Below are 17,197 nucleotides of genomic sequence, written 5' to 3'. Positions count from 1 at the left end.
GGGTCACGGCGGGTGAAGTCGGGGCCCGCGTGTTGACCCGGCTGCGAGAATCGGCGTATGGCCGAGATCATCCAGCGGGACGGCACCTGGGCGTTCGACGGCAGCACGATCCGGATCACCCCCGTCTCCACCGTTGCGTGCCGCTGTTCCGGCAGACGTACGGGGAGATCGCCGTACCGCTGGCGGCGGTGTCCGGTGTCGCCTTCGAACCCGAGCGCAGACGGGGCCGGCTGCGGATGCGGCTGCGCGAGGGCGCCGACCCGCTGCTCCAGGCCACGGGCGGCCGGCTGCCGGAGAACGCCGATCCGTACCGGCTGGCGGTGGACGCGGACCGCGGCGGGGTGGCCGAGTTCGTCGCCGAGGAGATCCGGCACGCGCTGCTGCTCGACCAGCTGCCCGGGGAGCCCGCCCCGGCCTATCTGCTGCCGGGGCCGCCGGTGCCGGTCTCGGTGCGCTCCTCGGACGGCACGGTCTCCTTCGACGGCACCGAGGTGCGCATCGACTGGGCCGACAGCTCCGACCGGGTCAAGCGCGCGACCGGTCCGCGGATCATCGGCCTGGGCGACCTGGTCCAGGTGGAGTGGCTGCCCAACCGCGGGTTCGAGGACGGCTTCCTGCGGTTCGTCACCCGGGAGACGGCGTTCTCCAAGCTGCCGCCGGAGCGGGACCCCTACACGCTCGACCTGTGGGGCAGCCCGCGCCGCGACCTGCTGACCGCGCTGGTCGCGGCGGCCGTCACCGCCCGGCTGCCGCACCCCTCCGCCCGTGTCGGCGGAGGGTACCCGGGCCGGGAGGGGCCGTCCCCGGTGCCGTGGCGGGCGGCGGACCACCACGACGTCCTGCTGCGCCGGCTGCGGGAGCTGGGCGAGCTGCACCGCGCCGGGGTGCTCACGGACGAGGAGTTCGCGGTGACCAAGGCGGCGGTGCTCCGGGGGTTCAGCTGAGCAGGTCCGGTTCGCGGCGGCTGATGTCCCGCCACAGCGGCTGGTAGTTGATCCAGGCCACCAGGTCGCCGCCGAGCTGTTCACGGGTGGCGACGGCCAGTCGGTGGTCGATGAGCACCGGCCGGCCGGCCGCCTTCGCCATCAGCTGCACCTGGCAGGACCGCTCCATCGACAGGAACCACCAGGCCGCCGCGTCCACCGAGTCCCCGACGGTCAGCAGTCCGTGGTTGCGCAGCACGAGGGCCTTGCGGGAGCCGAGCGCGGAGGCGATGCGGCGGCCCTCCTCGGCGTCGACGGCGACGCCGGTGTAGGCGTCGTAGAGCGCCACGTCCTCGTAGAAGGCGCAGCTCTCCTGGGTGATGGGGTCGATGAGGTCGCCGAGCGCGGCGACGGCGCGGCCGTGCACGGAGTGGCAGTGCGCGACGGCGACGACGTCCGGGCGGGCGGCGTGGACCTGGGCGTGCACGGTGAACGCGGCCTGGTTGACGTGGTAGCGGCCCTCGACCACCTGCCCGTCCCGGTTGGCGAGGACGAGGTCGCCGACGGTGACGTGCCGGAAGGGCATCCCGAACGGGTTGACCCAGAAGCAGTCGGTGAACTCGGGGTCGCGTGCCGTGATGTGCCCGGACACTCCGTCCTCGAAGCCGGCGCGGCCGAAGATCCGCAGGGCTCCCGCCAGCCGCTCCTTGCGGTGCCGGCGTTCGTCCTCGACCGATTCGTGCATCGGCGGCATGGCGAACTGGAGCTGGTCGGTGGGCAGCGGCAGGGGCGGCGTCGGCCCGTGCATAGGTCCTCCAGCGTGGGGGTTTGCGGTACGGGCCGGAAGTTACCGCCGGTCGGCGTAAAAGGGCAGTGCTGGGGGGTAACGATGACATCCGCGACGGATACCCGACAGAAGGTGTCGGGATTGGCCGCCAGGCTGACAGGTATGAACTGGGCAGACCTCACCACCGCCGCACCCGATCTGGCGGCACTCGCCGAGGAGCGCTTCGGCGCGTACCGGCACCACGTCCTCGCCACCCTGCGCAGGGACGGTTCGCCGCGCACCAGCGGCCTGGAGGTCCGCTTCCTGCGCGGCGACCTGTGGCTCGGCATGATGCCGGGCTCCCGCAAGGCGCTCGACCTGCTCCGCGACCCTCGCTTCGCGCTCCAGGCCAACCCGGGCGCCGACGTGGACGGCGGCGACGTCCGGATCGGCGGCCGGGCGTTCGAGGTCGTCGACCCGGCGCTGAAGGGGGCGTACGTCGAAGAGGTGGAACCGCCGCAGCCGTTCCACCTCTTCCGCACCGAGTTGACGGAGGTCGTACGGACCTACGTCGAGGACGAGACGTACCTGGTCACCCAGGTGTGGAGGCCCGGAGAGCCGGTGCGTGCCCTCAGGCGGACCTGACCTTCACCCGCGGGAGGACTACTCCCACTCGATGGTGCCCGGCGGCTTCGAGGTCACGTCGAGGACGACCCGGTTGACGTCCCGGACCTCGTTGGTGATCCGGGTCGAGATGCGGGCGAGGACGTCGTACGGCAGGCGGGACCAGTCGGCCGTCATGGCGTCCTCGGAGGAGACCGGGCGCAGCACGATCGGGTGGCCGTAGGTGCGGCCGTCGCCCTGGACGCCGACGGAGCGGACGTCCGCGAGCAGCACCACCGGGCACTGCCAGATGTCCCGGTCGAGGCCGGCCGCGGTCAGCTCCTCGCGGGCGATGGCGTCCGCGTCGCGCAGCAGGTCCAGGCGCTCCTTGGTGACCTCGCCGACGATGCGGATGCCGAGGCCGGGGCCCGGGAAGGGCTGGCGCTGGACGATCTCCTCCGGCAGGCCGAGCTCCTGGCCGACCATGCGGACCTCGTCCTTGAACAGCTTGCGCAGCGGCTCGATGAGCTGGAACTCCAGGTCCTCGGGCAGGCCGCCGACGTTGTGGTGCGACTTGATGTTGGCGGTGCCGGTGCCGCCGCCGGACTCGACCACGTCCGGGTACAGGGTGCCCTGGACCAGGAACTCGACGGCCGGGCCCTGGTCGGCGATGATCTCGGCCTGCGCCTGCTCGAAGACGCGGATGAACTCACGGCCGATGATCTTGCGCTTCTCCTCGGGGTCGCTGACGCCCTTGAGCGCGGCGAGGAACCGCTCCTCGGCGTCCACGACGACCAGCTTGACGCCGGTCGCGGCCACGAAGTCCTTCTCGACCTGCTCGGTCTCGCCCTTGCGCATCAGGCCGTGGTCGACGTACACGCAGGTGAGCTGGTCACCGATGGCGCGCGCCACGAGGGCGGCGGCGACCGCGGAGTCCACGCCGCCGGACAGACCGCAGATCGCCCGCTTGTCGCCGACCTGCTCGCGGATGGCGGCCACCTGCTCGTCGATGACGTTGCCGGTGGTCCAGTCGGGCTTCAGGCCCGCGCCGCGGTACAGGAAGTGCTCCAGCACCTGCTGGCCGTGCGTGGAGTGCATGACCTCGGGGTGGTACTGGACGCCGTAGAGCCGCTTCTCGTCGTTCTCGAAGGCGGCGACCGGGACGACGTCCGTGGACGCGGTGACCGAGAAGCCCTCGGGGGCGGCGGAGCAGGCGTCGCCGTGCGACATCCACACGTGCTGCTCGTCGGGGGTGCCCTCGAAGAGGGTGGAACCGGACCGGGAGACGTGCAGGTCGGTGCGGCCGTACTCGCGGGCGCCGGTGTTGTCGACGGTGCCGCCGAGCACCTGTGCCATCAGCTGGAAGCCGTAGCACATGCCGAAGACGGGGACACCCGCCTCGAACAGCGCGCCGTCGAGGCGGGGGGCACCCTCCTCGTACACGGACGAGGGGCCGCCGGAGAGGATGATCGCCGCGGGGTTCCTGGCGAGCATCTCCTGGACCGGCATGGTGCTCGGCACGATCTCGCTGTAGACCCGCGCCTCGCGGACACGACGGGCGATGAGCTGGGCGTACTGCGCACCGAAGTCCACGACCAGGACGGTGTCGGGACTGGCGGCAGTGGAAGTCGCTGATGACACGGGGTGCCTTCTGGTGGTCGGGCGGGGGTCTGTGCTACCGAGTCTAACGGGGGTGGGTGGCCACGCTTCCCCTGCGCCGGAGCGTGGCATACTGACCTCATGCTCGCGCAGACGACCTTCCTGTTTACCTATGGCACCCGGCCCGCCGGCTGCCATGGTCGTCCTGCTTGAGCGAATCGAGCGACTTACCAGGTGCCCCGGGCCGACAAGGCCCGGGGCACCTGTCGTTTCCGGGTCCTGCCGTTCCGGCGCCCTCACCGCCACCGAGGAGCCCCGACATGACGACCGTCACCCCCGAGCAGACCCCGGAACAGACCATCGCCGACGCGCGTGCGCGCATCGACGCCCTCGACGACCGGATCATCGGCCTCATCCAGGAGCGGATGGCCGTGTCCACCGTCGTGCAGCGGACCCGGATCGCCTCCGGCGGCCGGCGCGTGCACCTCTCCCGCGAGATGGAGATCCTGGGCCGTTACAGCGAGGCTCTGGGCAAGCCCGGCACCTCCCTCGCGATGACCCTGCTGGAGCTGTGCCGGGGTCGCATCTGAGTTCGGTCGCGGACTCACCCGTACGGCGCGTGACCGGCCCGCGCACCGCTTCGTTGATCCCGGTGTCCGTGCCAGCCAGGGGCGGGCCCGAGAGAACCACGCGTGGCTCGCTGGGGCGATGAGGCGTACGGGTCGTGCCGTGCGCCGTGGGACCTCGCCCCAGGGAAGTGGCCGGACGGCAGGGGACAGCAGCCCGGTCACCCAAGAGAACGGTCGGCTCCGGGGACGCCCGGGGCCGACCGGCGGAAAACTGCAAATATGCACCAGTGCCGGGCCAAACGGTTGCGGATGCCTCGCTCATCCAGCACGATGCGTACAAGCCCCAAGTCCCCGCGCGGGCCATGGCACTTGGCCGATCAGACCCGTCCGCCGGGGTCGAGACCACACCCCAGGCGGCGCAACCCCCCGGCGCCGCCAGGCACCGGCGCTGCCCTGACGTCGGTGCTGACGAGGAAGGGCCCCGCGGCTCAAGTCCCGCGGGGCCCTTCGCCATGCCCCCCGACGACACTGTGACGCACGCCACTCGGAAAGCCGGCGCGGCGGCGCAACCGTTCGGGGTCCCCGCTGATCAAACCTGCTGCCGGATCAAGAAGACGGCAAGAGCGAGGGACCTGCGTTCGGAGGGGGACGCAGGTCCCTGCCTCGGGCGGCCTGCGCCGGCCTCCGGCTACCGCGCGGGCCGCTCCCTCGGCGGCACCGCGGGCATACCCAGGAACGGCAGCTTCAGCGCGCCGAACGCGTCCGCGGGCACCGCCGCGTGCCGCGGCTCCACCGGCTTCAGCCGCTCGTACACCGCGCCCTGGGCGGGGCGCGGGTCCTCCTCGCCCTTGTTCGGCCAGTACGACATGGCCCGCTCGGCCTGCGCGGTGATCGTCAGCGACGGGTTGACGCCGAGGTTCGCCGAGACGGCGGCCCCGTCCACCACGGAGATGCCGGGGTGACCGTAGAGCCGGTGGTACGGGTCGATCACCCCGGTCTTCGGGGAGTCGCCGACGGGGCAGCCGCCGAGGAAGTGCGCGGTCAGCGGGGTGCCCATCAGCTCGCCGACGTTGCTGCCGGGGAAGCCGTTGATCTCGGCCGCGAGCGCGGTCGCGGCCTCCGAGGCGGCTCTGATCTGCTTGGGGTTGGGGGCGCCGTGCCCCTGCCGGGCGGTCAGCAGGCCCTTCCCGACGCCGCCGGGCTTCAGGTAGGTCGTCAGCGAGTTGTCCAGGGACTGCATCACCAGGCCGATGATCGTCCGCTCCGACCAGCGCCGGTTGGACAGCGAGCGGGCGACCAGCACCGGGTGGCGGGCCGCGTTAGCCAGCCAGGCCAGGACCCGCGAGGAGCCCTCGGCGTAGGGCACCTGGAGGATCGACAGGCCGCCCATCGAGTTGGACCCCTTGCCGTAGCGCACCGGCTCGATGTGGGTGTTGTCGTCCGGGTGGACCGAGGACGTGATGGCGACACCGCGCGTGAAGTCGGCCCGCGCCTCACCGGTGGCCTTGCGGTAGCGCCGGTCATCGGTCTGCGCGCCCACCAGAGCCTCGGAGTTGGTGCGGGTCAGGTCGCCGAGCCGGGCGGACAGGTACGGCAGCTGACCGCCGGCCCGCATGCGGTGCAGCAGGGTCTGGGTGCCGTAGGTGCCGGCCGCGACGACGACCTTCCGCGCGGTGAAGACCCGGCCCCTGCCCTTCTTCTTCCGGTCCGTCGGCAGCGTCGTCACCGCGTACCCGCCCCGTGAGTCGTCCGTGACGGACACGACCGTCGTCATGGGATGGACCACCGCGCCCGCCTTCTCGGCGAGGTACAGGTAGTTCTCGTTCAGGGTGTTCTTCGCGCCGTGCCGGCAGCCCGTCATGCACTCGCCGCACTCGGTGCAGGCCCTGCGGGACGGGCCGGCGCCGCCGAAGTACGGGTCCGCGACCTCCCCGCCCGGCTTCGCCTTCGCCGTGCCGTCGGCGTCCTCGCCGTCGCCGAAGAAGACGCCGACCGGCGCGAGGTGGAAGGTGTCACCGACGCCCATCCGCTGCGCCGCCGCCTTCAGGTGCACGTCGGAGGGGGTCATGGTGGGGTTGAGCCGCACCCCGAGCATGCGCCGCGCCTGGTCGTAGTACGGCCGCAGCTCCTCCTGCCAGTCGGTGATGTCCCGCCACTGGGGGTCGTCGAAGAACGCCTTCGGCGGCACGTACAGGGTGTTGGCGTAGTTCAGCGAGCCGCCGCCGACTCCGGCGCCCGCCAGCACCATGACGTTGCCCAGCAGGTGGATGCGCTGGAGGCCGTACATGCCGAGCCTGGGGGCCCAGAGGTAGTTCTTCAGGTCCCAGGAGTTCTTGGGGAGGCTGTCGCGGGTGAAGCGCCGGCCCGCCTCCAGCACGCCGACCGAGTAGCCCTTCTCCGTCAGGCGCAGGGCGGACACCGATCCGCCGAAGCCGGAGCCGATGACTAGGACGTCGTAGTCGTAAGCGTCCTGGGGCACGGGGTTCTCCTCGTCGGGTTCGCGTGCGGGTGCTCTGTGGCCGGTCGCGCTCGCGCGGGGGCCGCACACACCGGTGCGGCCCCGCGCCCGCGGGCGGGTTACCGGAACCGGAACGCCTTCATGAGCCGCAGGCTGCGGCTCATGAACTGGGCGTACCTCTCGTCGTCCATGCCCAGCGACGGCGCCATCGGCAGCAGCCGCTGCCGGGCCACCGTCTGGGCCTCGGTGTATTTGAGGATGCCCTCGGAGCCGTGGCGGCGGCCGAGGCCGGAGTCCTTCATGCCGCCCATCGGGGACTGCACGCTGCCGTAGGCCGGCGCGTAGCCCTCGTTGACGTTGACCGTGCCGGTGCGCAGCCGGGAGGCGACGTCCAGACCGCGGCGGGCACTCGTCGTCCACACCGAGGCGTTCAGGCCGTACGGCGTGGCGTTGGCGCGCTCGACCGCCTCGTCGTCGGTGCCGAACCGGTAGACGGAGACGACCGGTCCGAAGGTCTCCTCGTCGCAGACGGCCATGGAGTCCTCGACGCCGTCGAGGATGGTCGGCTCGAAGAAGTACGGGCCGATGTCCGGGCGGGCCACGCCGCCGGCGACCACCTTCGCCCCCTTGGCGACGGCGTCCTCCACGTGCCGCTCGACCGCCTTGAGCTGCCGCTCCCCGGCCAGCGAGCCCATCTCGGCACCGTAGGCGAGGGAGTTGCCGAGCCGCATCGCCCGGGTACGCGCCGCGAAGCGCTCCAGGAAGGTGTCGGCGATGGACTCGTGGACGTACAACCGCTCGATGGAGATGCACAGTTGACCGGCCGAGGAGAAGCAGGCGCGCACGGCGCCCGCGGCCGCCTTCTCGATGTCGGCGTCGTCCAGCACCAGCATGGCGTTCTTGCCGCCGAGTTCGAGGGAGACGCCGACCAGACGGGCCGCGGCGCCCTGGGCGACCTCGCGGCCGGTGCGGGTGGAGCCGGTGAAGGAGACGTAGTCGGCGTGCCGCACCAGCTCGGGGCCGACGACCGGGCCCTCGCCGAGCACGACCTGGAACACGTCGGCGGGCAGCCCGGCCTCGATGAGCAGGTCCCGCGCCCACAGAGCGGTGAGGCAGGTCTCGGTGTCCGGCTTCATCACGACCGCGTTGCCGGCGACGAAGGCGGGCAGCGCGTCGCCGACCGACAGCTCCAGGGGGTAGTTCCAGGGGGCGATCTGGCCGACGACACCGCGCGGGTGGCGCAGCTCGGAGACCTTCGTGAGGGTGGGGACGGCGCCGGTGTGGCGCTTGGGGCGCAGGTAGCCGGGGGCCTTGCGGCCGTAGTGGCGGGCCGCCACGGCGACGGCCTGCACCTCCTCGTGGGCGTGCAGCCGGGCCTTGCCGGTCTCCAGCTGCACCAGGTCCAGGACCTCGCCCTGCCGTTCCAGCAGCAGGTCGTGGAAGCGGAGCAGCACGGCGGCGCGCTGCCTGACCGGGGTCCGCTCCCAGACGGCCTGCGCGGCCCGCGCGGCCTCGAAGGCCCTGCGCACGTCCTCGGGGCCGGACTCGGGCAGGTCCGCCAGCTTGTCGCCGGTGAACGGGGTGTGGTTGGCGGTACGGCCGGAGCCGACGACGCCCTTGGTCAGCTGGGCCACCAGCTCGGGCGTGACCACGTCGGCGGCGGTGCGGACGCCCTCGGGGGCGGGCGCGAGCGGGTTGGTACCGGTGAGGTCCGGGGCCTGCGAGTCCGTCATGAGCCGCAGGGTATGCCGCGGCGGGGGCTTTGGGTACCCGTCGGTAACGGGGATTCACCGAGTGCTCACACGACGCCAGCGATCACTGGCAGCGAATGCGCTGATCAGGGCGTTGTCGGGTGACGATCACTCGGCACCGGGTTTTCTCGCCAGCAGCAGACCGAGGGCGGCGAAGGGCGTGCGGCGGGGCGGGTCGGCGGGAGGGTCGGCGCGCGGGCCGGGACGGGGGTCGGTGCCGGGGGCGGTGCCGGGCACGGTCGCGGGGGCCTGGGAGTTCGCAACCGGTTCGGGGTCGTGGGCGGCGGCCGGTTCGTGCACGGCAGCCGGTTCGGGTTCGTGCGCCGGGGCCGGTTCGGGGTCGTGCGCCGGGGCCGGCCCGGTCGGGGCCGCTGCGGGCGTCGTCCCCGCGCACGCCTCCAGGGCCGCCGCGACCTCCGCCGCGTCCGGCCGCTCCGCCGGGTCCGGTGCGTGCAGCCGGGTCAGCAGCGGCTCCAGCGCTCCCGCGTCCCCGCCCTCGACGGCGGCGGCCAGCAGCGCGCCGAGGGACCACAGGTCGGAGGCGGGCCCGGCGCCGGGGCCGGACGCGCGCTCGGGGGCGACGAACCCGGCGGGCGCCTCCTGGGCGTGGCGGTCCCCTATGCCGAAGTCGGTGACGACGACCCGCCCGGTGCCCGCCTCGATCAGGACGTTGGCGGGCTTGATGTCCCGGTGCACGATCCCGACGGCGTGCGCGGCCCTGAGCGCGCCGAGGACCGCGAGCCCGATCCGCGCGGCCTCGGCGGGGCGCAGCGGCCCGCGCCGGACGGCCTCCCGCAGCGACTCGCCCTCGACCAGCTCCATGACGATCCACGGGAGCCCGTCCTCGGTGACGACGTCGTGCAGGGTGACGGCCGAGGGATGCCGCACCCGGGCGGCGGTCCTGGCCTCGCGGTAGAGCCGGTGCGCCGCGCGCCGGCTCTCCTCGTCGTCCACCGGATCGCCGGGCAGCACGGGCTCCTTGACGGCGACGTCCCGCGACGCCGACTCGTCGCGCGCCCGCCAGACCGTGCCGGACGGCCCGGCGCCGAGGGGTGCGAGGAGCCGATAGCGCCCGCCGATCACACGTACGCCGGGCGGGAGTTCGCCGTCTCCAGTCATGTCACATGAGTACCGTGCGCACCACGCCGTTGTCGAAGCCGCGGGCTCGTGCGGCCCCGCGGCGCGGGGTGAACCCGCCACCCGGCCTCACGGCCCGTCAGGGCGTGCCGATCTTCAGGTTCGCGATGGCCGTCCTCGCCACCTCGCGGCCGCGGGCGGTGAAGTCGCCCCTGCCCGGGTAGCCGACGAAGAGCCGGTACAGGTCGCCGGACCCGGTGCGGTAGTAGAAGATCTCGATCTCGCGCGGACGCGGGTCCTGGCTGTCGTCCGTGGTGAAGGCGACGGTGTTGGCGGCGGCCGGCCGGCCGTCGACGACCGCGACGTCGTGCACGCCGACCACCGAGGGATGGTCGAGCCGGGCCGCCGCGCGTGCCTCCCGGCGCATCCGCTCGTAGGCGTTGGCGCGTTCCCGCTCGGGAAGCGAGTCCGGCACCCGGGGCTCCTTGACGGCGACCTCGCGGTCGACCATCTCGTCCTTGGCCCGCCACACGGTGCCCATCCCGCCGTGCCCCAGCCTGGCGAGCAGCCGGTACCGCCCGGCGACCAGCCGCCCGGCCCCCTGCTCCGGTGCCGGTCGTGACGCCGGGGCCGGTGCCGGTGCCGGATGTGACGCCGGGCCCGGGGCAGGATGCGACGCCGGTACCGGTACCGGTGCCGGGGCCGGGGCCGGATGTGACGCCGGTGCCGGGGCCGGTCGTGGGTCCGGCTGCGGGTGCGGCCGCGCCCCGGGGAGCGGGGTCGGCGGTTGCAGAACAAAACTCGTCGTGTCGTCGGCGGTGCGGCCGACTCCCCCGTCACTGCTCATGTGTCATCCATATCGCGCCACGCGCGCCCGGAGCCACAGAGCGGCCGAACCGGTCACCGAGCCGTGACGGAGAAGGTGTCCACGGCCACGTCGAAGTACTCCCGGGCCTCGCGGACCTTGCCGACCGGCGCCGACACCCACACGTCGTACATCCGGCCGTCCTGTTCCCAGCACAGGTCGTAGGTGTGGCGCGAGCCCTCGGCGGCGCTGAAGCCGTCCCAGGTGAACTCCCAGAGGGCGGCGGGCCCTCCGGCGTGCGAGGTCCCGGTGACCCGGCCGTCGTGGTAGCCGGGGTTGGTGCTCGGCCCGTCGGCAGCGGCGCGGTTCATCACCGCGGCGGGTCCGCCCGCCTCGGGCGCGGCGACCCTGATGCCGAGGCGGAACGTCTGCCCGGACGACAGGTAGAAGATCCGCTCGCCCTGCCGGTCGCGGGTGAAGTCCTGGGGTACGGCGAGGGAGAAGCCGGCCGGGTCCCGGGCCGTGCGGTAGCCGGAGGGGGCGGTGTGGCCGCGGGAGGCCGCGGGCGCGCTGCTCGAGGTCGGCGTCGAGGACGGCGAGGCGCCGGTGGTGGTCCCGGGCGGGGAGTCGCTCGCGGTGGTACGGGACGGGTGGCCGCTCGTCGGTGCCGGTCCGGTGGTGGGGCCGGTGGCGGTGGTGCCCGGAGTGCCGCCGGGTCCGTCGCCGCCCTGGTTGAACAGCAGCGCCACCGCGGACACACCGGCCCCGGCGACCGCGGCGACGAGCAGCGCGGCGACCAGCACCCCGCGCGGCGACTGCCGTACGGGCGGCGGCCGTTCGGCGGTGGACGCCGCGGCGGACACCGGCCGGTGCGGCACGTCGTGCTGGGTCGGCGTGTAGGGCGCCCCGGTGGTACGGCCGCCGTGGTCGACCGTCCCGGGCGTGCCGCCGGTGGCGGCGGCGCCCGGCGCCGCCGGGGTGCGGCCCGTCTCCAGGAACGTCCGCAGCATGCGCTCCGCGTCCGCCGCGTCCAGCCGCCGGTCCGGATCGCGCTCCAGCAGGCCCCGTACGACCGGCAGCAACGGCTCGGCCTGCGCGGGCGGGTGGATGTCGGCGGAGACGACGGCGTGCAGGATGCCGCCGAGGGAGTCGCGGCGGAACGGCGACTCGCCGCTGAGCACGGTGCACAGCAGCGCGCCCAGGGACCACAGGTCGGACTCGGACCCGGTGCGCGCCCCGGACATCCGCTCGGGCGCGGTGTACTCGGGCGAGCCCACGAAGGAGCCGGTCTCGGTGAGCGTCGTCGCGCCCGCGATCCGCGCGATCCCGAAGTCGGTGAGGACGACACGCTCGGTGCCGGACTCGACGAGCACGTTCGCGGGCTTGATGTCGCGGTGCAGGATGCCGGCCTCGTGGGCGGTGCGCAGTGCGCTCAGCAGGTCGATGCCGATCCGGGCGGCCTCGGCGGCGTCGACCGGGCCGCGCGCCGCGATCCGGTCGGCGAGCGAACCCCCGTCGATCAGCTCCATGACGATGTAGGGCCGTTCGCCGTCCTCGACGACGTCGTGCACGACGATGATGTGCGGATGGCGCAACTGGGCGACCGCGCGGGCCTCGCGCAGCGTGCGGTCACGCCGGCGCAGGGCGTCCGCGGCGGAAGGCGTCTCCTCCAGCGGCAGTTCCTTCACCGCGACCCGCCGGCCGAGCAACTGGTCGGTCGCCCGCCACACGACGCCCATGCCCCCGCGGCCGATCAACGCCTCCAGGCGGTAACGGCCCGCGATCACACGGAAGACGTCCCCCTCGGTCCCCATGCGCCCCATCATGCCGCATCGGACGGGCGCCTTCCGGGACGGCGATCGGCCAAGTGTGCCGTCCGCCGGGGTCAGCCCTCCTGGAAGCTGCGCAGGATCCAGTCGAACTGCTTCCTGGTGGTGGCCCAGTCGTCGGCCGGAGAGGCCGAGTAGAGGGCGTACTCGGTGCCGGCTTCGGTCATGTACCCCACGTCGATCGCGTGGTAGGGCCCGGGGAAGTAGTGCGGCGGGTCCTTGGCCAGCGCGTCCCACGTGTACTCCCAGCGGCTGCCCGGCTGGTCGCGGAAGAGCTCCTGCTTGAAGACGAGCTGCTTGTAGGCCACCAGCCGCCCTGAGACCTTCTGGTTCAGTTTGGTCATGTGCTCGTACGAGGAGGCGAAGTCCGGCGCGGTGTCGACGGCGACCCGCACCAGGTGCTTGCCCTTGTCGGGCGAGTAGTCGACCTGCCGCAGGCCGTCCTGGTCGATGGAGACGGTCCGCCTCCACCCCTTGGGCAGGGAGATGCTGAAGCCCACCGGGTCCTTGATCCGCTCCCAGCCGGCCGGGACCGTCCCCTCGCCGCCACCGCCGCTCGGACTGGCGCTGCCACTGCCGCTGGGACCGGGGCTCGACGTCCGGGGGGCGGAGCCGCCGTGGTGGCTCGTGCCGAACTGCTGCAGTGCGACCGCGACTCCCCCGCCGACGATCGCGGCGAGGGCCACCACCAGGGCGAGCGTGCGCAGTCTGCGACGCCTGGGCTGCCGTGCCGGCTGTGGCTGCTGTACCGGCTGCCCCTGCGGGACCGGCGTGTGCTGCCCGGACGCCGTGCCGTACGGGCCTGCGACCCGCGTCGGCCCGGTCGCCGGCGGGTACGGCGTCCCCGTGGCCCGCTCCGCGCCGGCGTGCGTCGGGCCCGTCGGCGGCTCCGGCCGGAGGCCGGACCGTGTGGGCACGTACACCTGCGCCGCGCTCGGCCGCCGGCCCTCCGCCGCCTCGGCGAGCAGCTGCTCCGTCTCGTCCGTGCCGGGCCGCCGCGCCGGGTCCTTCTGCAGCAGGGCGGTGATGACGGGGCCGAGCGGACCGGCGTACCGCAGCTCGGACGCCTCCTCCTCGACGACCGCCTGCATGGTGGTCAGCGGCGAGGTACGGCGGAACGGCGAGCGGCCCTCCACCGCCGTGTACAGCGTGGCGCCCAGCGCCCACAGGTCGGAGGACGGGCCGGGGTCGTGGCCGCGCACCCGCTCGGGGGCGAGGTAGTCGACCGAACCGACGACCTCTCCGGTACGGGTGATGGTGGTGTCGCCCTCGATCTGCGCGATGCCGAAGTCGGTGAGCAGGACCCGGCCGTCCCGGCCGAGCAGCACGTTGCCGGGCTTGACGTCCCGGTGCAGCACACCGGCGGTGTGCGCGGCGCGCAGCGCCCGCAGCACCCACAGGCCGATCCGCGCGGTCTCCCGCGGGTCGATGCGCCCGCGCTCCTTGACCGCGTCGGCCAGCGAGTGGCCCTCGACCAGTTCCATCACGATCCACGGGCGGCCGTCGTGTTCGAGCACGTCATGAACGGTGACGACGGCGGAGTGGTTGATGCGCGCCGCGGCACGGGCCTCGGCCCGGGTGCGGGCGAGCAGCACGGCCTGCTCGCTCTCGGAGACGTAGAGCGCGGCGGTCAGCTCCTTGACGGCGACCTTCCGGTGCAGCACCTCGTCGTGGGCGCGCCACACCCGGCCCATGCCGCCGCTGCCGATGGAATCGGCGAGCCGGTAGCGGCCCGCTATGAGCAGGCCCTGCATCTGATTCACGTTGCCCCGCAATGCTCTTGACAGGGTCAGACTAAGGACCGGCCTGTCCTCAGGGAACAAGCGGGGTACCAAGGTGACAGTCCTGTGACGGTTGTCGCCACGCCCCGCCACCGGGAGCCGAAGTCCCCTTCTCCCAGGCGGTATACGGGGCGCTCATCCCGTGTAGCGGTACGTCGCGACCGCCTGGTCGTACAGCCGTGTCACCTCGTCCCGCTCCGCCTCCGGGCCGCGGACCTGGACGATGTGGTAGCGGCCGTTCAGCAGGATCGCCATGTTGCGCACGTACAGGTCGCGCCCCTGCCCGTCGGTCCAGGTGAACTGGCCCTCGGCCATGGTGCGGCCGCCCACCTCGATGGTCCGCAGCCCGGTGGCGGTGGCCCAGCTCGAGGAGCGGTACGGCTGGAGTTCGCGCTCCTTGTCCCGCTGGTAGACCATCGGGTCGCTGCCGTTGGACGAGCTGCCGTCCCGGCCCGGTACGACGAGCAGTTCGAAGTTCCCGTGCGAGTAGACCACCTGACCGGCGCCGTTCCTGGGCGTGCGGTCCCAGCCCTTGGCGACGGCGACCTGGAAGCCGTCCTGGTCCTTGCGCAGGGTGAAGCCGTCGGCGACCGAGGGATCCCCGCCGGTCTGGGTCTCGGTGGCGGGCGCGGACGCGGACGCGTCGGGGGTGTTGCCCGACGGCTGGCCGCCGGACGGCTGCCGGACGTGGGAGGGCGCGGAACTCGGCTGCCCGGCACTGCCGGTGTGCTCGCCGCTCGCCGCCCCGCTGTCCCCCTGCTTCGGCATGAACAGCATCGCGTACGCCACCGCGCCGGCCAGCAGGAGCAGGATCAGCAGGAGCAGCGTCCGGCCGAGGCTGCGTGGCGAACCCGCCTCCTCCCGGGCCCGCTTGTGCCGTCCGTGCGGATGGGTGGCCGGCACCCCGGCACGCCGGCGCCGCACCAGCTCGCCGCGGCGCCGGACGATGGGCAGGCGGCTCGGGTCGGGGGGCGGGACGGGGACCACGTGGACCCCGGCGTCCGGCTCGGGCGCGGACCGCACCAGCGAGCGCAGCCAGCCGCCGAGCTCCTCGAAGTCCAGCCGGTCGGTGGGGTCCTGACGCAGCAGCGACTCCACGACCGGGCGCAGCGGCCCGCACTCCTCGGCGAAGGCGGGCGGTTCCGCGCACACCATCTGGACCAGCTCGGCCGTGGACTCCTCGGGGTAGGGCGCGTGTCCCTGGACGGCCCGGAAGAGCAGCGCGCCGAGGGCCCACAGGTCGGTCGCGGGCCCGATCGGCGCCGCGAGCTGCCAGTTCTCGTGCACGGGGCCGGCCTGCTCCGGCGCCCAGCGCTCGGTCACCGGTCCCACCACGGTCATCCGCACCTGGCGGGCCCGTTCGGCGGCGAGCGCGGTGCCGGGACCGCGGCGGGCCGCGGTCCCCGGTTCGTCCCAGCGGGAACCGGCGGGACCCGCGTCCGCGGCGGGGCCGGGTGCCTGACCGGGGACGGTCACGCCATGCCCTGAGCCGCCGTGGCCGGGGCCGCCCTGCCCGAGGCCGCCCTGCCCTGAGCCGCCGTGGCCGGGGCTGCCGTGGCCGGTTCCGTCGTGGCCGGTTCCGTCGTGGCCGGGGCCGTCGGGATGGCCGGCGGACGTCCGGCCGGGCAGCGGCAGCCGGGCGGGAGCGGCGGCGGGCAGTCCGAGGGGCCGGCGGTCGGTGTCCGGCGCCGCCGCGGGGTCACCGGCCCCGGGGCGCGGTGTGGCGCCGTGCCAGGGGGCGCCACGCACCCCGTAGGGGTCGGCGATGCGGCCGGGCGGTGGGCCGCCTCCGGTTCCGTCCCCGCCGGCCTCGACCTCGGCGGGCGGCCGGGCTCCCGGCAGCGCGGGGCGGCCGCCCTGCTGGGCCTCCTGGACCCGGGCGGCGGCCCGGGCTCCCGCACGGTAGGCGGCGATGGCACCGGCCCGCGCGGCGCGGATGTCGTCACCGCTCTCCAGGGCCCGCCGTCCGGCCGGTCCGGGGACCGTGGGACCGCCGGAGACGCCGTTCGCGCCCGGCACCGGCAGCCCGCCGGCCGCCCGCGCCTGGATCGCCGCCCGCCGAGCGGCCTCGGGATCCGTGCCGGAGGCGCCGGTGCCCGCGGGCGGGACCGGTACGCCCCCGCCCGTCGGCCCCCGCCCGCCGGGCCCCCCGAGGTCGGGGCCGCCGAAGTCCTGTCCTGCGCCGAAGTCCGGTCCGCCGGGGGCGCCACCGGGCGCAGGCCCTGGCCCCAGGGCCCCGGCCGGGTCGTCCTGTCCCGGCCCCCCGCCCTGGCCCTCCCGGCCTTCCAGCGCTGCTCCGTCGTCGCCGTCCTGCCCCGGCACCGGGTCGTACCCGCACAGCGCCTCCTCCGCCGCGCCGACCGCGAGGCCGGTGAGCATGACCCGGCCGTCGTCGCAGACGAGGACCGTGCGGGCGGTGATGTTGCGGTGCACCCAGCCGTGGGCGTGCAGCACCCGCAGAGCCATCAGGACGTCGGAGGCGACCTCGGCCGCCCGGTACGGCGTCAGCGGCTCCTCGGCCAGCAGCGCGGACAGCGGGCGCGCCGCCACCCACTCGCTGACGATCCACAGCGAGCCGCCCTCGGCGAACACGTCGAAGACCTGGTCGAGACGCGGATGGTCGGGCACCCGGGCCGCCGCCTGCGCGGCCTCCACGGCGCGCCGCACGGCCGGGTCCGAGGGGCGGCGGGTGGCGGTCCGGGCCGCGGGGGCGCGGCGGGCGCCGCGCTCACGGGCGGTGAACCCCTCGGGCAGCCCTTCGGCGTCGAGCACCTCGGCCTCGACGACCTCCGGCAGCGGCACCTGACGGACCAGCACCTCCTGACCGCTGTAGGTGTCGAAGGCCCGGGTCTCGGTCAGCTCGTACTCGTCGGAGGGCGGCAGCGGCAGGCGGTAACGGTCGGCGAGCACCCGGCCCGCATAGTCGTCCACGTTGCCTCCCCCGGCCGCCTGGTCGTTCACATCCGTTCCCTGACGGACCGTTCCGCATCCACATTCGGCTGCGTACCGTCCGCAACCATTCACGATACGTGCCAG

Annotated in this window: 10 protein-coding genes and 2 pseudogenes; 3 read left to right on the top strand and 9 right to left on the bottom strand. The window is 74.1% G+C overall.

The window, feature by feature from the left end; translation table 11 throughout:
- Positions 1-57: 57 nt before the first annotated feature.
- A pseudogene (locus tag B446_RS22590) lies at positions 58-944 on the top strand (DUF4429 domain-containing protein).
- On the opposite strand, the gene B446_RS22585 reads toward B446_RS22590, so the two are convergent.
- Positions 937-1,731, bottom strand: a complete 795-nt coding sequence (locus B446_RS22585; protein WP_020941737.1) for a class II aldolase/adducin family protein — start codon at positions 1,729-1,731, stop codon at positions 937-939. The pseudogene B446_RS22590 and the gene B446_RS22585 overlap by 8 nt on opposite strands.
- Before the next feature lie 141 nt (positions 1,732-1,872).
- On the opposite strand from B446_RS22585, the gene B446_RS22580 reads away from it, so the two are divergent.
- A complete protein-coding gene (locus B446_RS22580) occupies positions 1,873-2,334 on the top strand; it encodes a pyridoxamine 5'-phosphate oxidase family protein (RefSeq protein WP_020941736.1) in 462 nt (153 codons plus the stop codon).
- An 18-nt stretch (positions 2,335-2,352) separates the two neighbouring features.
- Here the strand turns inward: B446_RS22580 and guaA are convergent, their stop codons facing one another.
- Positions 2,353-3,933 carry a glutamine-hydrolyzing GMP synthase gene (gene guaA, locus B446_RS22575; protein ID WP_020941735.1) on the bottom strand — a complete coding sequence of 527 codons (1,581 nt, stop codon included), beginning with the start codon at positions 3,931-3,933 and terminating at the stop codon, positions 2,353-2,355.
- Positions 3,934-4,211: 278 nt separating this feature from the next.
- On the opposite strand from guaA, the gene B446_RS22570 reads away from it, so the two are divergent.
- A complete protein-coding gene (locus tag B446_RS22570) occupies positions 4,212-4,481 on the top strand; it encodes a chorismate mutase (RefSeq protein WP_020941734.1) in 270 nt (89 codons plus the stop codon).
- A gap of 667 nt (positions 4,482-5,148) precedes the next feature.
- Here the strand turns inward: B446_RS22570 and B446_RS22565 are convergent.
- The 7 genes and pseudogenes from B446_RS22565 to B446_RS22530 all read right to left on the bottom strand — a co-directional run bounded on the left by B446_RS22565 (position 5,149) and on the right by B446_RS22530 (position 17,092).
- Complete coding sequence (locus B446_RS22565) at positions 5,149-6,939, bottom strand: GMC family oxidoreductase N-terminal domain-containing protein (protein WP_020941733.1); 1,791 nt, start codon at positions 6,937-6,939, stop codon at positions 5,149-5,151.
- A 98-nt stretch (positions 6,940-7,037) separates the two neighbouring features.
- A complete protein-coding gene (locus tag B446_RS22560) occupies positions 7,038-8,651 on the bottom strand; it encodes a succinic semialdehyde dehydrogenase (protein ID WP_020941732.1) in 1,614 nt (537 codons plus the stop codon).
- A 126-nt stretch (positions 8,652-8,777) separates the two neighbouring features.
- Positions 8,778-9,788: a serine/threonine-protein kinase gene (locus B446_RS22555; RefSeq protein ID WP_043476255.1), complete on the bottom strand. Its 1,011-nt coding sequence runs from the start codon at positions 9,786-9,788 to the stop codon at positions 8,778-8,780.
- Between the two features lie 298 nt (positions 9,789-10,086).
- A pseudogene (locus B446_RS37295) lies at positions 10,087-10,593 on the bottom strand (serine/threonine protein kinase); the annotation flags it as partial.
- A 53-nt stretch (positions 10,594-10,646) separates the two neighbouring features.
- Positions 10,647-12,365, bottom strand: coding sequence for a serine/threonine-protein kinase (locus tag B446_RS22540; RefSeq protein ID WP_020941729.1), 1,719 nt, complete (start codon positions 12,363-12,365; stop codon positions 10,647-10,649).
- Positions 12,366-12,436: 71 nt separating this feature from the next.
- Entirely contained in the window at positions 12,437-14,134 is a 1,698-nt protein-coding gene (locus B446_RS22535) for a serine/threonine-protein kinase (RefSeq protein ID WP_020941728.1), read from the bottom strand.
- A gap of 162 nt (positions 14,135-14,296) precedes the next feature.
- Positions 14,297-17,092, bottom strand: a complete 2,796-nt coding sequence (locus tag B446_RS22530) for a protein kinase (RefSeq protein WP_043478887.1) — start codon at positions 17,090-17,092, stop codon at positions 14,297-14,299.
- Positions 17,093-17,197 lie beyond the last annotated feature (105 nt).

The organism is Streptomyces collinus Tu 365, from assembly GCF_000444875.1.
In the GTDB taxonomy this organism is placed as follows: Bacteria; Actinomycetota; Actinomycetes; order Streptomycetales; family Streptomycetaceae; genus Streptomyces; species Streptomyces collinus_A.
Note: the sequence above shows the minus strand (reverse complement) of the source record. Positions and strands in the feature narration are given on the sequence as shown.

What these genes read in the sequence shown, in the direction of transcription:
- B446_RS22585 (WP_020941737.1), bottom strand. Translation starts at nt 1,731, where the DNA reads ATGCACGGGCCGACGCCGCCCCTGCCGCTGCCCACCGACCAGCTCCAG.
- B446_RS22580 (WP_020941736.1), top strand. Translation starts at nt 1,873, where the DNA reads ATGAACTGGGCAGACCTCACCACCGCCGCACCCGATCTGGCGGCACTC.
- B446_RS22570 (WP_020941734.1), top strand. Translation starts at nt 4,212, where the DNA reads ATGACGACCGTCACCCCCGAGCAGACCCCGGAACAGACCATCGCCGAC.
- B446_RS22560 (WP_020941732.1), bottom strand. Translation starts at nt 8,651, where the DNA reads ATGACGGACTCGCAGGCCCCGGACCTCACCGGTACCAACCCGCTCGCG.
- B446_RS22555 (WP_043476255.1), bottom strand. Translation starts at nt 9,788, where the DNA reads ATGACTGGAGACGGCGAACTCCCGCCCGGCGTACGTGTGATCGGCGGG.
- B446_RS22540 (WP_020941729.1), bottom strand. Translation starts at nt 12,365, where the DNA reads ATGGGGACCGAGGGGGACGTCTTCCGTGTGATCGCGGGCCGTTACCGC.
- B446_RS22535 (WP_020941728.1), bottom strand. Translation starts at nt 14,134, where the DNA reads ATGCAGGGCCTGCTCATAGCGGGCCGCTACCGGCTCGCCGATTCCATC.